The 14,214-nt window shown below is 72.5% G+C and carries 10 protein-coding genes; 4 read left to right on the forward strand and 6 right to left on the reverse strand.

Going from position 1 to position 14,214, the window contains the following annotated elements:
- Positions 1–37 precede the first annotated feature (37 nt).
- Positions 38–2,794 (reverse strand): MGH1-like glycoside hydrolase domain-containing protein, encoded by a 2,757-nt coding sequence (locus ACK8GG_RS07090; protein WP_440355894.1) that lies wholly within the window; start codon positions 2,792–2,794, stop codon positions 38–40.
- Between the two features lie 128 nt (positions 2,795–2,922).
- On the opposite strand from ACK8GG_RS07090, the gene ACK8GG_RS07095 reads away from it, so the two are divergent.
- From ACK8GG_RS07095 to ACK8GG_RS07105, 3 genes are all read left to right on the forward strand, one after another.
- A complete protein-coding gene (locus ACK8GG_RS07095; RefSeq protein WP_440355895.1) occupies positions 2,923–4,857 on the forward strand; it encodes an amylo-alpha-1,6-glucosidase in 1,935 nt (644 codons plus the stop codon).
- Positions 4,858–4,996: 139 nt separating this feature from the next.
- Positions 4,997–6,307, forward strand: a complete 1,311-nt coding sequence (locus ACK8GG_RS07100; RefSeq protein WP_440355896.1) for a glycosyltransferase family 4 protein — start codon at positions 4,997–4,999, stop codon at positions 6,305–6,307.
- Between the two features lie 135 nt (positions 6,308–6,442).
- Entirely contained in the window at positions 6,443–7,252 is an 810-nt protein-coding gene (locus tag ACK8GG_RS07105; protein ID WP_440348906.1) for a metal-dependent hydrolase, read from the forward strand.
- 47 nt (positions 7,253–7,299) lie between these two features.
- Here the strand turns inward: ACK8GG_RS07105 and ACK8GG_RS07110 are convergent, their stop codons facing one another.
- Both ACK8GG_RS07110 and ACK8GG_RS07115 read right to left on the reverse strand, forming a co-directional pair.
- The gene (locus tag ACK8GG_RS07110) at positions 7,300–7,893 is read right to left on the reverse strand and encodes a nucleotidyltransferase family protein (RefSeq protein WP_440349228.1); all 594 of its coding nucleotides are present in this window, start codon (positions 7,891–7,893) and stop codon (positions 7,300–7,302) included.
- Between the two features lie 201 nt (positions 7,894–8,094).
- The gene (locus ACK8GG_RS07115; protein ID WP_440348907.1) at positions 8,095–9,786 is read right to left on the reverse strand and encodes a bifunctional 3'-5' exonuclease/DNA polymerase; all 1,692 of its coding nucleotides are present in this window, start codon (positions 9,784–9,786) and stop codon (positions 8,095–8,097) included.
- Positions 9,787–9,834: 48 nt separating this feature from the next.
- On the opposite strand from ACK8GG_RS07115, the gene ACK8GG_RS07120 reads away from it, so the two are divergent.
- Complete coding sequence (locus ACK8GG_RS07120) at positions 9,835–10,848, forward strand: N-acetylglucosamine kinase (RefSeq protein WP_440348908.1); 1,014 nt, start codon at positions 9,835–9,837, stop codon at positions 10,846–10,848.
- Between the two features lie 75 nt (positions 10,849–10,923).
- On the opposite strand, the gene ACK8GG_RS07125 is transcribed toward ACK8GG_RS07120, so the two are convergent.
- The 3 genes from ACK8GG_RS07125 to ngcE are packed head-to-tail and all read right to left on the reverse strand — an operon-like array spanning position 10,924 to position 14,160.
- Positions 10,924–11,817 carry a carbohydrate ABC transporter permease gene (locus ACK8GG_RS07125; RefSeq protein WP_440348909.1) on the reverse strand — a complete coding sequence of 298 codons (894 nt, stop codon included), beginning with the start codon at positions 11,815–11,817 and terminating at the stop codon, positions 10,924–10,926.
- The gene (locus ACK8GG_RS07130; protein WP_440352852.1) at positions 11,814–12,722 is read right to left on the reverse strand and encodes a carbohydrate ABC transporter permease; all 909 of its coding nucleotides are present in this window, start codon (positions 12,720–12,722) and stop codon (positions 11,814–11,816) included. Before ACK8GG_RS07130 ends, ACK8GG_RS07125 begins: the two co-directional genes overlap by 4 nt.
- A gap of 28 nt (positions 12,723–12,750) precedes the next feature.
- On the reverse strand, positions 12,751–14,160 hold the full coding sequence (ngcE, locus tag ACK8GG_RS07135) for an N-acetylglucosamine/diacetylchitobiose ABC transporter substrate-binding protein (RefSeq protein ID WP_440355897.1): 1,410 nt from the start codon (positions 14,158–14,160) through the stop codon (positions 12,751–12,753).
- Between the last annotated feature and the right edge of the window lie 54 nt (positions 14,161–14,214).

Below are 14,214 nucleotides of genomic sequence, written 5' to 3' on the forward strand. Positions count from 1 at the left end.
GTGGGGTCCGGCCTTTGTCATGCGGTTTTCGGGAAGGTCAATCGCGTCCCGTGCCCTGACTTCGCAGGCCGATGATGAGGTCGGCGACCAGGGCGGTCCAGCCGGTCTGGTGCCAGGCGCCCAGGCCGGCGCCGTTGTCGCCGTGGAAGTACTCCGGGAAGGCGATCCGGTCCCGCCAGTCCGGGTGCCGCTGAAAGAGCTCCGAGGCGCCGTAGATGGGCCGTCGCCCCCACCAGTCGCGGGTGAAGAGGGCGATCAGCCGCTCGGAGAGGTCGTCGGCCACCTCGTGCAGGGTGTGCTTGTTCCCCGAGCGGGTCGGATACTCCACCAGCAGGTCGTCGCCGTAGAAGTCGGCGTAGGTGCGCAGCGCGTCGATCAGCAGGTAGTTGGTGGGCATCCAGATCGGGCCTCGCCAGTTGGAGTTGCCGCCGAAGACGCCGGCCTGCGACTCGGCGGGCTCGTAGCCGACGGTGAACACCCGGCCGCCGAGGACCACGGAGAAGGGGCGGGCCAGGTGCGCGCGGGACATCGTCCGCAGGCCGTAGTCGGAGAGGAACTCGGCCGGGTCGAGCATCCGCGACAGGACTTGCACCAGCTGCTGCGGCCCGACCATCGACAGCAGTCGCTGCTGCCGGCCGTCAGCGCCGAGGCGGCGGGTGCCGATGACGGTGGCGTACTCCGGTTTGCCGGTCAGGAACCAGCGCAGCCGGGCGGCGAGTTCGGGGAGGCGGTGCAGGGTGTGGGAGGTGAGCCGGGTCGCCGCGGCCAGCGGCACCAGCCCGACGACCGAGCGCACCCGCAGCGGAATCTGCGAGCCGTCAGGCAGCCGCAGCACGTCGTGGAAGAAGCCGTCCTCGTCGTCCCAGAGCCCCTGTGAGTACGCGGCGGCGGCGATGTAGGCGAAGTGCTCGAAGAACTTCGTCACAAGGTCCACATAGGTGTGCTCGTGTTCGGCGAGCACGATCGCCATGTCGAGCAGGTTGAGGGCGTACATCGCCATCCAGCCGGTGGCGTCGGACTGCTCCAGCACCCCGGTCACCGGCAGCGCCGCCGAACGGTCGAAGGGGCCGACGTTGTCAAGGCCGAGAAAGCCGCCCTCGAAGACGTTGTTGCCGCCGGTGTCCTTGCGGTTGACCCACCAGGTGAAGTTGAGCAGCAGCTTCTGCATCACCCGGGCCAGGAAGGCGTGGTCGCGGCCGCCGTCGATGGCGAAGACCTTCAGCGCCGCCCAGGCGTGCACCGGCGGGTTGACGTCACCGAAGGCCCACTCGTACGCCGGGATCTGGCCGTTGGGGTGCAGGTACCAGTCGCGCAGCAGGAGCAGGAGCTGGTCCTTGGCGAAGCCGGGGTCCACCCGGGCCAGGGCGACGCAGTGGAACGCCAGGTCCCAGGCGGCGTACCAGGGGTACTCCCAGGGGTCGGGCATGGAGATGACGTCGCAGCTGTTCATGTGCGGCCAGGCGCTGTTGCGCCCCTGGCGGCGGCCGGCCGGCGGCGGGACCGCGCAGGGATCGCCGGCCAGCCAGCGCGTCACGTCGAAGTGGTAGAACTGCTTGCCCCACATCAGTCCGGCGACCGCCTGCCGGGCCACCAGCGCCTCGTCGGCGCTCGCGGCGGCCGGGATAAGGTCGGCGAAGTACGCGTCGGCTTCGGCCTGCCGCCGCGCCAGCACCGCCTCGAAGCCCGCGCCGAGGTCGGCCGGGGGCACCGTCGACCCCGGGTCGGTGCCGGTCAACCTCAGCCGGATCTCGGTCTGGCCCCGCGCGGGTACGTCCACTATGTAGTGCAACGCCCCCTTGGTGCCCCGGCCGGCCGGGTTGACGGTCGCGGCGCCGTCGACGACGTGGTCGTTGATGCCGTCCTTGGGAAAACGGGTACGCCCCGGCAGCCCCCAGAGCCGTACGGTGTTGCTGTCGTTGTCGCAGACCAACGGCGTGGGGGTGCCGGCTCCGGTGAGCACGACCTGGCCGAGGGTGTGGTGGGCGCCGACCAGCCGGGCGCCGTCGGCCGTGATCTCCGGGACGCGGTGCGCGCCGGGCAGCCCCCACGCCCAGGTGTTGCGGAACCAGAGGGTGGGCAGCACGTGCAGGCGGGCGGCCCGGTCGCCCCGGTTGGCGACGGTGATCCGCAGGCACATGTCCGTCGGCGCGGCCTTGGCGTACTCGACGGTCACCGCCCAGTACCGGTCATCATCGAAGAGTCCGGTATCCACCAGCTCGTACTCGGTGTCGTCGCGTCCCCGCCGGGCGTTGACCGAGACGAGTTCGGCGTACGGGAAGGCGGCCTGGGGATAGTGGTAACGCCAGCGCATGTACGAGTGGGTCGGGGTGGAGTCCTCGTACCACCAGTACTCCTTGACGTCCTCGCCGTGGTTGCCGCCGTCGCCGCCGAGGCCGAACATCCGCTCCTTGAGGATCGGGTCCGCGCCGTTCCAGAGGGCCAGTGCGAAGCAGAACCGCTGCCGTTCGTCGCAGACGCCGGCCATCCCGTCCTCGCTCCACCGGTACGCCCGCGAGCGTGCGTGGTCGTGGGGGAAGTAGTCCCAGGCCGTGCCGTGTTCGCTGTAGTCCTCCCGGACGGTGCCCCAGGCCCGCTCGGAGAGGTACGGACCCCAGGCGCGCCAGTCGCGCTGCCCGGCGTCGGCCTCGGCGAGCCGATGCCGCTCGGCGTCCGGGCCGGGCTCGGTCCCGCCGGCCCCGGAAGATGCGGAGCCCGGCGGGAGGTGCTCGGGCGGGGTGTGCTCGGGCGGGGCGGTCTCCACCCGGGAACGCTTCGGTGGCCCATCAGTGACCATCGCTCCATTCTCCGCCGTAGCGTCCCCGGAAAGCCACTGCCATTCGCACCGCGGCCGACCGCACCGCTGCCGGCCTCCGGCACGCCCATCCGCTGCGCCGTGGCGGAGGCCCGACCCGCGGAGGACACATGATCGACATCCGGTTCGGTCCGCAGATCTGCGGTGACGCCGATGCCGCGGCCGCGCGCGAGTGGCTGGTCACCGACGGTCTCGGCGGGTACGCCATGGGCACCGTCGGCGGGCTGCGTACCCGCCGCTACCACGGCCTGCTCATCGCCGCAGACGAGACTCCGGCGGCCCGGCATCTGGGTCTGGTGAGCCTGGACCCGGCCGTGACGCTGCCCGGAGGTGCCCGGGTGCGCCTCGGCGCGCACGAGTGGGCGCCCGGCACGATCGACCCGCGCGGCTTCGAACTGCTGGAACGCTTCGACCTGACCGACGGGCTCCCCCGCTGGCGCTGGCGGATCGGGGACGTGGTGATCGAACGGGAGATCGCCATGACGCACGGCCGCTGCGCGGTCGCCGTGGTGCACCGGCTGCTCGCCGGCGGCCCGGTGCGGTTGGAGCTCTCGGCGGTCTGCACCTGGCGCGACGCCCACGGCGAGCGGGGCAGCGGTGGGGTCGCGCCGGCGATGTGGCCGGCGGCCGACGGGGTGGTGGTCGAGGAGGCGTTCCGCATCGCCGGTCCGGGCTGGGAGCCGGCCGGGCAATGGTGGCTGGGGGCGTACCACCGGGAGGAGGCGGCTCGCGGCCTGGCCGCGAGCGAGGACCTCTGGCACGCCGGCTCCTTCGCGGCCGCCCTGGAGCGGCCCGGCGACGTCCTCGGGGTGCGGGCGTGGACGCCGACCCCGGCGCAGGCGCCCCCGCCGGCCGAGGAGGTGGTGGGGGCAGCCCGGGCCCGGCACCGGGCGGTGGTCGCCGCGGCACGGCCGGCGGACGAGGTGCAGGCGAGCCTGGCGCTCGCCGCCGACGCTTTCGTCATCGACACTCCGCGCGGCCCGGACGTGGTGGCCGGTTACCCCTGGTTCGGCTGCTGGTCGCGGGACACGATGATCGCCTACGAGGGGCTCTTCCTCGCCACCGGCCGCGCCGCGCGAGGGCGTGAGCTGCTGCGCGGCTACGCGGCGACCCTGTCGGAGGGGATGCTCGCCAACACCGCCGACACCGGGCGGGTGGAGTACAACACCGTCGACGCGACACTGTGGTTCCTGCACGCGGTCGCCCGGCACGTCCAGGTGGCAGCCGACGACGACCTGGCCGCTGAACTGCTTCCGGCGCTGCGCACGGTGGTCGACGCGCACCTGCGTGGCACCCGGTACGGCATCGGCGTGGACCCGGCGGACGGGCTGCTCACCCAGGGCGCACCGGGGGCGGCTCTGACCTGGATGGACGCCCGTGTCGACGGGGTGCCGGTGACCCCGCGGGCCGGCAAGGCCGTCGAGGTCAACGCGCTCTGGGTCAACGGGCTGGCCGCCGTCGCCGGGCTGGCCGAGCGGATCGGCGCGCAGGCAACAACGGCCCGCGCCGCGCACGGCAAGGCGGTGGCGTCGTTCCGGCGCCGCTTCCCGGCGCCGGCCGGCTGGCTGCACGACGTGGTGGACGCCCCGGCACCGGCCTACCCGCGTGGCGCGGGTCCGCGCCACGACGACGACCAGTTGCGCCCCAACCAGCTGCTGGCCTGGTCCCTGCCGTACGCGCCGATGACCGCCGACGCACAAGCGCTGCGGATGATCGGCGCCCGGCTGCTGACGCCGCTGGGGCTGCGCACCCTCGCCCCCGGCCTGCCCGGCTACGCCGGGTCACACCGTGGCGGTCCGGCCCAGCGCGACCGGGCCTATCACCAGGGCACGGTCTGGCCGTGGCTGCTCGGGCCGTGGGCGGATGCCCACAGACGGGCGGATCTTCCCATGATGGACGTTTTCGCAGGCATTGATTCTCATCTGGGAGAGTTTGGCCTAGGCTCGGTGAGCGAGACGGCGGACGGATCCGCGCCGCATCTCGCCACCGGTTGCCCCTTCCAGGCCTGGTCCGTCGGGGAGGTACTACGCGCCCGCGGCAAGTGACAACTGACCGTTACACATTGGCAACAGCGAATTCTTCGCACCTTCTTGCGGTATCGGCAGGATCTGGTCCATCCCGATGACGTGGCGGCACCGGTCCGGCGCCGCGCGCGGGAGGCCGGAGCAATCCGAGGGGGACCGCATGTCACCTGACGCCGACCTGATCGCCATCAACCCCGGTCGCCGACTGCGCATCCTGATGCTCTCCTGGGAGTATCCGCCGGTGCTCGTCGGCGGACTCGGCCGGCACGTCCACGCCCTCTCCGGCGCGCTCGCCGCGGCCGGGCACGAGGTCACCGTGGTCACCCGGCACGCCGCCGGGGCGCCGCTGCGGGAGCACGTCAACGGCGTACGCGTCATCCGCGCCGCCGAGGATCCGGTGGCGTTCCCGCTCGCGACCGGCTCGCTGCTGGCCTGGACGATGGCCTTCAACCACACCCTGACCCGTGCGGCGCTGCGGGCCGGCGACGACGGCGAGTACGACGTCATCCACGCCCACGACTGGCTGGTGGCGCACACCGCCATCACCCTCGCCGAGCATCTCGGTCTGCCGCTGGTCACCACCATCCACGCGACCGAGGCGGGCCGGCACCAGGGCTGGCTGCCCGAGGAACTCAACCGCACGATCCACGCCGTCGAGCACTGGATCACCCACGAGTCCGACCGGGTGATCGTCTGCTCCGGTTACATGCGCCAGCAGGTCACCTCCCTCTTCGGCGCCCCGCAGAGCCGGGTCGACGTGGTGCCCAACGGCGTCGACGACCGCGCCTGGCGGGCCGGCGCCCGCGCGGTCGCCGCCGCCCGTGCCCGCTTCGCCGGCGACGGCCCCCTCATCGGGTACGCCGGGCGGCTGGTCTACGAGAAGGGCGTGCAGCACCTGGTGCACGCCGTTCCCCGGCTGCACCGGCGGCACCCGGGACTGCGGGTGGTGATCGCCGGCGACGGGCCGTACCGGGAGCAGTTGCAGGCCGAGGCGGCAGCACTGCGACTGGACGGCACCGTGCGCTTCGCCGGGTTCATGACCGCCACCCAGCTGCCGGCGATGCTGGCGGCCACCGACGCCACGGTGGTGCCGAGCCTCTACGAGCCGTTCGGGATGGTCGCGCTGGAGGCGGCGGCGGCCGGCGCGCCGCTGGCGGTGGCGGCCACCGGCGGGCTGGCCGAGATCGTCGAACCGGGGGTCACCGGGGTTACCTTCCCGCACAGCGATCCGGAGGCGCTCGCGGGGGCGGTCGACCGGCTGCTGGCCGACGAGGTCTTCGCCCGGCGGGTGGCGCGCCGGGCGAGGAGCATGGTCGGCGAGCGCTACAGCTGGCCGGCGATCGCCGGACTGACCGTGCTGACCTATCTCGGCGCCGGCCGCGAAGGCGGACGGCACCGGCCGCCCACGGCGCCCGCGAAGATCGTCGTTCCGGAGGGGAATCTGCTCTTCCGCGACGACCAGGCGAGCTGATCCGCTCGCCGCGGAGCGCCTGCCGCGACCATTTCCTCCAACGTCCACTGAGTACGGACAGCACGGGTGCCGGTGTCGGCGCTGTCACACCGATGCCGTACCTTCTCCCGCAAGATCCATAGGGAGGTTGCCGGCATGATGGGACCGTCGCACGCGCTCTCGGGCGCGGCGGTGTGGTTGGCAGGGTCGTTCGCGGTGGAGCAGTTCACCGACTACGAACAGTCCGCACTGGCCATCGCCGTCGGCACCGCGGTCTGCGCCGGCGGCGCACTCTTCCCGGACCTGGACCTCTCCGGCAAGGTGACGAAGAACGAGGGCGGGGCTACCGTGGCCCGCACCTTCGGGGTCTTCTCGCTCTTCATCGCCGAGGTGGTCGAGAAGGTCTCCCTCGGGGTCTACACCGCCACCCGGCTGAGCAAGGACCCGGTACGCCGCAACGGCCACCGGACGCTGACCCACACCATCCCCTTCACTCTGCTCGTCGGCTGGGGCACCACCTCGCTCTGCAACGCGTACGGCAAGTGGGCCGTCATCCCGATCCTCTTCTTCATGATCGGTCTGGCGCTGCGCGGTCTCTTCGACGAGTGGGCCAAGCGGGCCGGCTGGGTCTGGGTCACGGTGATCTCGCTCGGCGCCGCCTGGCTCACCTACCTGAACCTCCCCGGCAACCAGAGCTATCCGATGATCGGGCTGGCGGTCGGCGTGGGGTCCTTCGTGCACATCCTCGGCGACATGATCACGCGGGCGGGCGTGCCCATTCTCTGGCCCATCCCGATCAAGCGCCGCATGTGGACGATGGTCGGCCTGCCCAACTCGATCGCCATCAAGACCGGCAGCAAGGCCGAGACCGTGGTGATGCGCGCGGTGCTCACCGGGCTCGCGGTGCTCGCCACGATCGGCCTGGTGGCGCCGTCGGTGCTGCGCGAGTTCAACATCGAGGTCTGAACCGGCCGGCGCAGCCCCCCGTCGCTGTCCGGAATCGGCTGCGCCGCTCAGACCCCCACCCGTTGCGGCGGCACCGTCAGCCCCCAGAGCTCCATCAGCTCCGGGGTGTCGACCCGGCAGCCGTCGGCGACCGAGTCGCAGGAGATGTCGACGATCTCCTTCTTGTGCGCCAGCAGGTAGGGGCGCGCGCCGACGTCGGCCTTGGCCAGCGTGCTGATTCCCGCCCAGTGCCGGCGGCCGAAGAGCATCGGGTAGCCGCGCAGCCCGCCGTAGGTGGCGCAGACCAGCACGTCGGGGTACGGCAGCGCGATCACCCGGCGTACGGCGGCGGCGGTCAGGCCGGGCATGTCCACCGGCACCACCACCACGGCCTCGATGCTGTTGTCGCTCAGCGCGTTGAGGCCGGCGCGCAGCGACGAGCCGATGCCGGTGCCCCACGCCTTGTTCACCACGACGGTCGCCGCGGAGAGGTCCACGGACTCACGGACCTCGTCGGCAGCGGCGCCGAGCACCACCACCACCGGGTCGCAGCCGGACTCGGTCAGCGTCTCGAGCATCTGCTCGACCAGCGGCCTGCCGTCCTGGTGCAGCAGCGCCTCCGGGGTGCCGATGCGCCGTCCGCCACCCGCGGCGATGATCATTCCTGCGATGCGGTTCAACTCCGCCACCCCCACTGGTGACGACCCACTCCACCGGCGGACTTCGCGGTGCCGCCGACGGCGCGTGTCATGGTCTCCGAGAGCCGGCCGGTGCCGGCCCGGGCGGTGGTCACGCCGCCCTTACGCTCACCGGACCCAACGAGTGGTTTCGGGACAGGTATCGGCAAATCGGAAAAAGCACCCCTATGCCGCGTCGGCGTAGCAGTCGACGATCGAGACGTCCAGCGGGAAGCGCACCGGCGAGGCGCCGAAGAGCAGCTCCCCCGCCCGGTTCGCCGAATCGGTCAGCAGCTCGGCCACCTGTGCGGCCGTTCCGGCCGGGGAGTCGACCACCACCTCGTCGTGCTGGAAGAAGACCAGCTCCGCGCCGGTGCCGGCCAGGCCGGTGCGGACCAGCGCCATCAGCGTCAACGCCCACTCGGCGGCGGTGGCCTGGATGACGAAGTTGCGGGTGAACCGCCCCCGCGCCCGCCCGGAGGCGGAATCGGCGGTCCCCTCCTCCCCCACCGGGTCGCTCCCACCGGCGTCCGGGGGCACCGGGCCCGGCGGGCAGGTCCGGCCCAGCCAGGAGCGCACCAGCCCGCCTGCGGCACCGGTACGGGCGGCGGCCTCGACATAGCCGAAGGCGGTGGGGTAGCTCTGCCGCAGCACCGCCAGCGCCGGGACGGCAGCGCCGCCGGTCTGGCCGTACATCGCGCCGAGGAGCGCCAACTTGGCGCGGGCCCGGTCCCCGCCGAAGGCATCCCGGGCCAGGGCCGCGTAGAGGTCGCCGGCGCCGCCGGCCGCGGCCAGGCGGGCATCACCGGAGACCGCGGCGAGCACCCGCGGCTCGAGCTGGCCGGCGTCGGCCACCACCAACCGGCGTCCCGGGTCGGCCACCACCGCCCGCCGCACCACCTTCGGAATCTGCAACGCGCCCCCACCACGGGTCGCCCAGCGGCCGGAGACCACCCCGGCGGGTACGTACTCCGGCCGGAAACGCCCGTCGCGCACCCAGTCGCCGCGCCAGGCCCAGCCGTGGGCGGTCCAGATGCGGTAGAGCTCCTTGTACTCCAGCAGCAGCGGCACCGCCGGATGATCGACCGCCCGCAGCGACCACGAGCGGGTGTTCGGCAGATCGATGCCGGCCTGCGCGAAGGCCTTGAGCAGCTCACCGGGGGAGCCGAGCTGCAACTGCCGCAGGCCGAAGGTCTCGGCGATCCGCGCCGCCAGCGCGGCCAGCTTGCGCGGCGGACCACCGACCGGGGATGGCTCGCCGAGCAGGTCGCGCAGCAGGTCGTCGTGCACGTCGGCGCGCCAGGGCAACCCGGCCGCGGCCATTTCCACCGCGATCAGCGCCCCGGCCGACTCGGCCGCGACCAGCATCCGGAACCGCCCCGGCGCCCCGGTCGACCCGATCCGGGCCAGCTGATCGGCGTGCACGGCGACAAGTTCGTCGAGGCGCGGGCCGTCGGCGGCCGGGGCGGCGAAGAGCGCCGGCTGGTCCTGCCCGGGCGGGGTGGGCTGGCGGGACGGCGGATCCGGCGGGACCGCCCGGCCGTGCAGGCGCGCGTACGCCGCGGCCACGCTGCGCGGCTCGCCCCAGTGCCCGGCGTGGCCCAGCAGCAGCGCCTCGGTCAGCTCCAGGTCGTGGCAGCGGTCGACTCGCACCCCGGCGGCGAGCAACCGGGGATAGAACTCGGCGGTCGCCGCCCAGATCCAGCGGGGCCGCGACCGGGCCTGGCGGGCGGCGACGGCGGCGACCAGGTCGTCGACCAGGTCGACGGGACCGGCGGGACTCCCGTCGGGGTGCAGCGCGCGCAGCACTCCCCCACCGTTGGGTCCCGCCGCCACCACCGTCAACACGCTGTTGATTCTGCGCCTGACGTACGACACGCCACCGAGGGCTTGCCCCGGTTGTGACCCGGCGCGGACGATGTCGGGGTGCCGCTTCCCGATGCCGCCCTGGTGCTGGGGCTCGACCTCGGCGGCACCGCCACCCGCGCGGCGCTCTTCACCCTCGCCGGCGAGCGGGTCGGCGCGGGCCGCGCCCTCGGCGGCAACCCGACCAGCCACGGGGTGACCGCCGCCGCCCAGTTCGCCGCCGCGCTGCGCGCCGCCCTCGCCGGCCACGACCCGCGCCGGGTCCGCGCCGGGGTGCTCGGGATGGCCGGCGCCGCCCGGCTGACCAGCGACCCGGCCGTGCGGGCCGCCTTCGACCAGGCCTGGTCCGCCGCCGGGCTGCGCTGCCCCTGGCAGGTCTGCAGCGACGCCGTCGTCGCGTACGCGGCCGGCACCGCCGCCCCGGACGGCACCGTGCTGATCGCCGGCACCGGGGCGATCGCCGTCGGGCTGCGGGCAATGACACCCACCCGGATCGCCGACGGGCACGGGTGGCTGCTGGGCGACACCGGATCGGGTTTCTGGCTGGGGCGCGAGGTCGTCCGGCACACCCTTGCCGGGCTCGACGCCGGCGAGCCCGGACCGCTCGGCCGGCGGGTGATGCGGGAGCTGATCGGCACCACCGAGGTCGCCGCCGACCCCCGCCGCAGCGTCGAAGCCGTCATCCAGGCCGTCACGCAGGCACCCCCGGTGGCGCTGGCCCGGCTCGCCCCACTGGTCTGCGCCGCCGCGACCGCCGGCGACACCGGTGCCCGGGCGCTGCTGGCCGAGGCAGCCGCGGCGCTCGTCGCCACGGTCGCCCGCATCCGCGACGAGCAGGAGACGACCCCGCTGGTGCTCGCCGGTGGGCTGCTCACCGGCGACACCCCCCTGGCCGCGCTGGTCCGCGCCGCGGTCGCCACGCGCTGGCCGGGCGCGCCGGTACCGGCGCCGGGCGACGGCGCGGCCGGCGCGGCCTGGCTGGCGCTGCGCGGCCTGCCGCAGGTCCAGGCCCCCGAGCTACTGCACCGGCGCTTCGTCCGCGGCGCGGACGACGCGCTCCCCCCGGCGGCCTGAGGCGCACCCGGCGCCCCGCCGGGCCTGCGGCGCACCCGCCGCCGCCGGGCCAGGCCTGCGGCGCAGAGGTGCCGGCTACTTGAGCTGTCCTGCGGTGAGACCGGACTGGATCCGCCGCTGGAAGATCGCGTAGACCACCAGCACCGGCAGCACCGCGATGGTCAGGCCGGCGAAGAGCTGGCTGTAGTCGCCGGCGTATCCCTGGTTGACCGCCAGCGCCGCCAGCCCCTGGGCGAGCACCCACTTTGATTCGTCGCCCTGCATCAGCACCTGCGGCAGCAGGAACTGGTTCCACTGCGTCAGGAAGTTGAAGATCGCCACGCTGATCAGTCCCGGCCGGGCCATCGGCAGCATCACCCGGAAGAAGAGCCCGAAGTGCCCGCAGCCGTCCATCAGCGCGGCCTCCGCCACCGAGGTGGGCAGGGTGCGGAAGAAGGCCGTCAGGAAGAAGACCGTGAACGGCAGCGAGTACGCCGCGTAGACCAGGATCAGCCCGGTCCAGGTGCCGAAGAGCCCGGCGTTGCGGACCACGAAGAAGAGCGGCACCAGCGCCAGGAAGACCGGGAACATCATCCCGCCGACGAAGAGGTAGTACAGCAGCTGCCGGCCGCGGAAGCTGTAGCGGGCGAAGACGTACGCCGCACTCGCGCCGAGCAGCATCGTCAGCGTCAGCGAACCGGTCACCACGACCAGGCTGTTGAACAGGTACCGCCCGATCTGCGCCTCGCTGAACGCCCGCACCCAGTTGTCGAAGCGCAGCGCCGCGGGCAGCCCCCACGGATCGGTGAGGATCTCGTTGTTGTCCTTGACCGAGCTGACGAACATCCAGGCCAGCGGCAGGATCGTCAGCGCCGCCCAGACCACCAGCACGGTGTGGGAGAAGACGTTCGCCACGCCCCGGTCACGGCGCAGCGGCCGCGCCGTCGTGGCCGGTGCGCCGGTGGCGGTGCGCTGCTGGACAGTGGTCATGAGTACTCGATCCGTTCCCGCCGGCCGATGCGCAGCGCCACGATCGCCACCGAGAGCGTCAGGAAGAACAGCACCACGCCCATCGCGGAGGCGTACCCGAACTTGGTCTCGGCGCCGAAGGCGGTGTCGTACATCCGCAGGCCGATGACGTCGGAGGAGAAGTTCGGGCCGCCCTTGGTCATCTGCTGCACCAGGATGAAAGCGTCCAGCGCGGCGATCGCCAGGTAGATCCAGGCGACCTGCACGGTGTCGCGCAGCAGCGGGATGGTGATCCGGCGCATCGTCGTCCAGCGCGACGCCCCGTCCAGCAGCACCGCCTCGTAGATGTCGCGCGGAATGGCCTGCATGGCGGCGCCGAAGAGGACCACGTAGAAGCCGACGTTGCTCCAGACCATCACGGCCAGCACGCACCAGAAGGCGGTGCGCGGGTCGCCCAGCCAGGCCGGGGTGGGCAGCCCCACCGCCGAGAGCGCGCCGTTGAGCAGGCCGCTGTTGGGGTGGTAGACCTCCTTCCAGAGCAGCGCGATGATCACCACGGAGAGCACCTGCGGGAAGAAGTAGACCAGCCGGTAGACCGAGGTGCCGCGCACGCCGGCGACCCCGGCGCGGCCCCGGCGCCCGCCCATGTTGAGCATCGCGGCGAAGAAGAGGCCCAGCCCGATCGTCACCACCGGCACGATCGCCAGCAGGATCGCGTTGTTCTTGAGCGCGTTCCAGACGTAGCCGTCGTGCAGCAGCCGGCGGAACTGCTCCAGCCCGACGAACTCCGCGTCCGGGGAGTAGCCGAGCCACTCGGTGGTGGAGATCTGGAACGCCTGCGCGTACGGCGAGAGCACGAAGATGCCGTAGAGCAGCAGGGGTGGCACCAGAAAGGTGATGATCAGCGGGTACTTGCCCTGTTTCACGCTCGTCCTCCGGCACCGCACAGAAGTGCTACGCCGTACGTTCGTACTTGGTGATCGAGGAGTCGGCGGCGATCTCGTCGGCGCCCTTCTGGCAGGCGGCCAGGAACTCCGCCGGGGTGGAGCGACCGCTGAAGAACTCGCCGCAGGCCGCGTCGACCAGGTTGCGCTCGAGCTTGCGGTAGTAGTTGTTGTAGACCCAGTTGAAGCCGTTGTCGCCGGCGGTGTCGAGGGCCTTCGAGACGGTGTCGAGCCCGAAGGGCAGCTCCACCCCGTCGGTGCTGCCGGCCACCACGCTGAGACTGGCGACCTTGGCGGTGAAGTCCTTGGCGCCGGCGAGGGAGAGCATGTGGCGGAAGTACTCCAGGCCGCCGGCGCGGTTGCGGGCCTTGGCGGGAACGATGAAGGGCTCACCGGCGGTGCCGCGGATCGCCTCGAAGGGGAGCTTGTCGCCCGCGCCCAGGCTCGGCGTCGGGGCGATGGTCATGTTGAACCCGGCCGGGGTGACGGCCTTCTGCTCACTCTCCAGCCAGGAGCCACAGGAGATGAAGGCGGCCTTCCCCTGGCACCAGGCGGTCTGCGACTGCACGTGGTCCAGGCCGGGTGAGCCGTCCAGGATGTACCGGTCCTTGACGATCTGGTACCAGGCGTCGGCGGCGGTCTTCATCGCGTCCGAGGTCCAGGCGTTCGGCTCCAGGTTGTCGATGGCCAGCGCCACCTCCTTGCCACCGAACTTGATCGCGGTGGCGATCACCGGCCAGCTCATGTACCGGGGGTGGGCGCCGGCGTAGGTCCAGGGCGCGATGCCGGCGGCCTTGATCTGCTTGCAGAGCGCGATGTGCTCGTCCCAGGTCCTGGCGTACTCCCAGCCACGGTCGGCGAAGAGCTTCGTGGAGTGCCAGATGCCGTACGCGGTGTAGGTGTAGTTGAGCACCAGGAACGACCCGTTGTACGAGCCGATCTCGACCACGCCGGGCAGCAGCGTCTCGCGCACCGTCTTGCCGGGGATGTCGAGGCTGGGGGCGTCGAGCAACTCGCCGAGGTCGGCCAGCGCCCCCTGGGAGACCAGCCCGTTGAAGTCGATCTGGCCGGCGCCGGAGTTGTTGATGACATCCGGCGGGGTGCCGTCGACGAAGCGCGGCTGCAGGGTCTTGCTGATCTCCTGCGTCGCGGAGTGCTTGATCTCCGCCTTGGGATAGGTGGTGCGGTACATCGTCTCGTGCGCCTTGGCGTAGTCGTCGCCGAAGCCGCCGTTGAAGATGACGACCTCCAGCGGCGCCTCCTCGGCGACGCCGAGCGGGTTCTGGGCGGTCCTGGTGCCCTCGTAACGGTCACGGTCGTTCCCGCCGTCGCCGGTGGCGCAGCCGGTGAGCAGACCGGCGGCGGGGGTGGCGAGCAGGCCGGCGGCGGCGGTACGACGGAGGATGTCACGCCTGTGCATGGGAGTCTCCTCGAATCAGGGTCCGGCGGGCGTCGGGGCGCCGGGGCGCGCGGG

Origin of the sequence: Melissospora conviva, from assembly GCF_049523535.1 — a bacterium.
Taxonomy (GTDB): domain Bacteria; phylum Actinomycetota; class Actinomycetes; order Mycobacteriales; family Micromonosporaceae; genus Melissospora; species Melissospora conviva.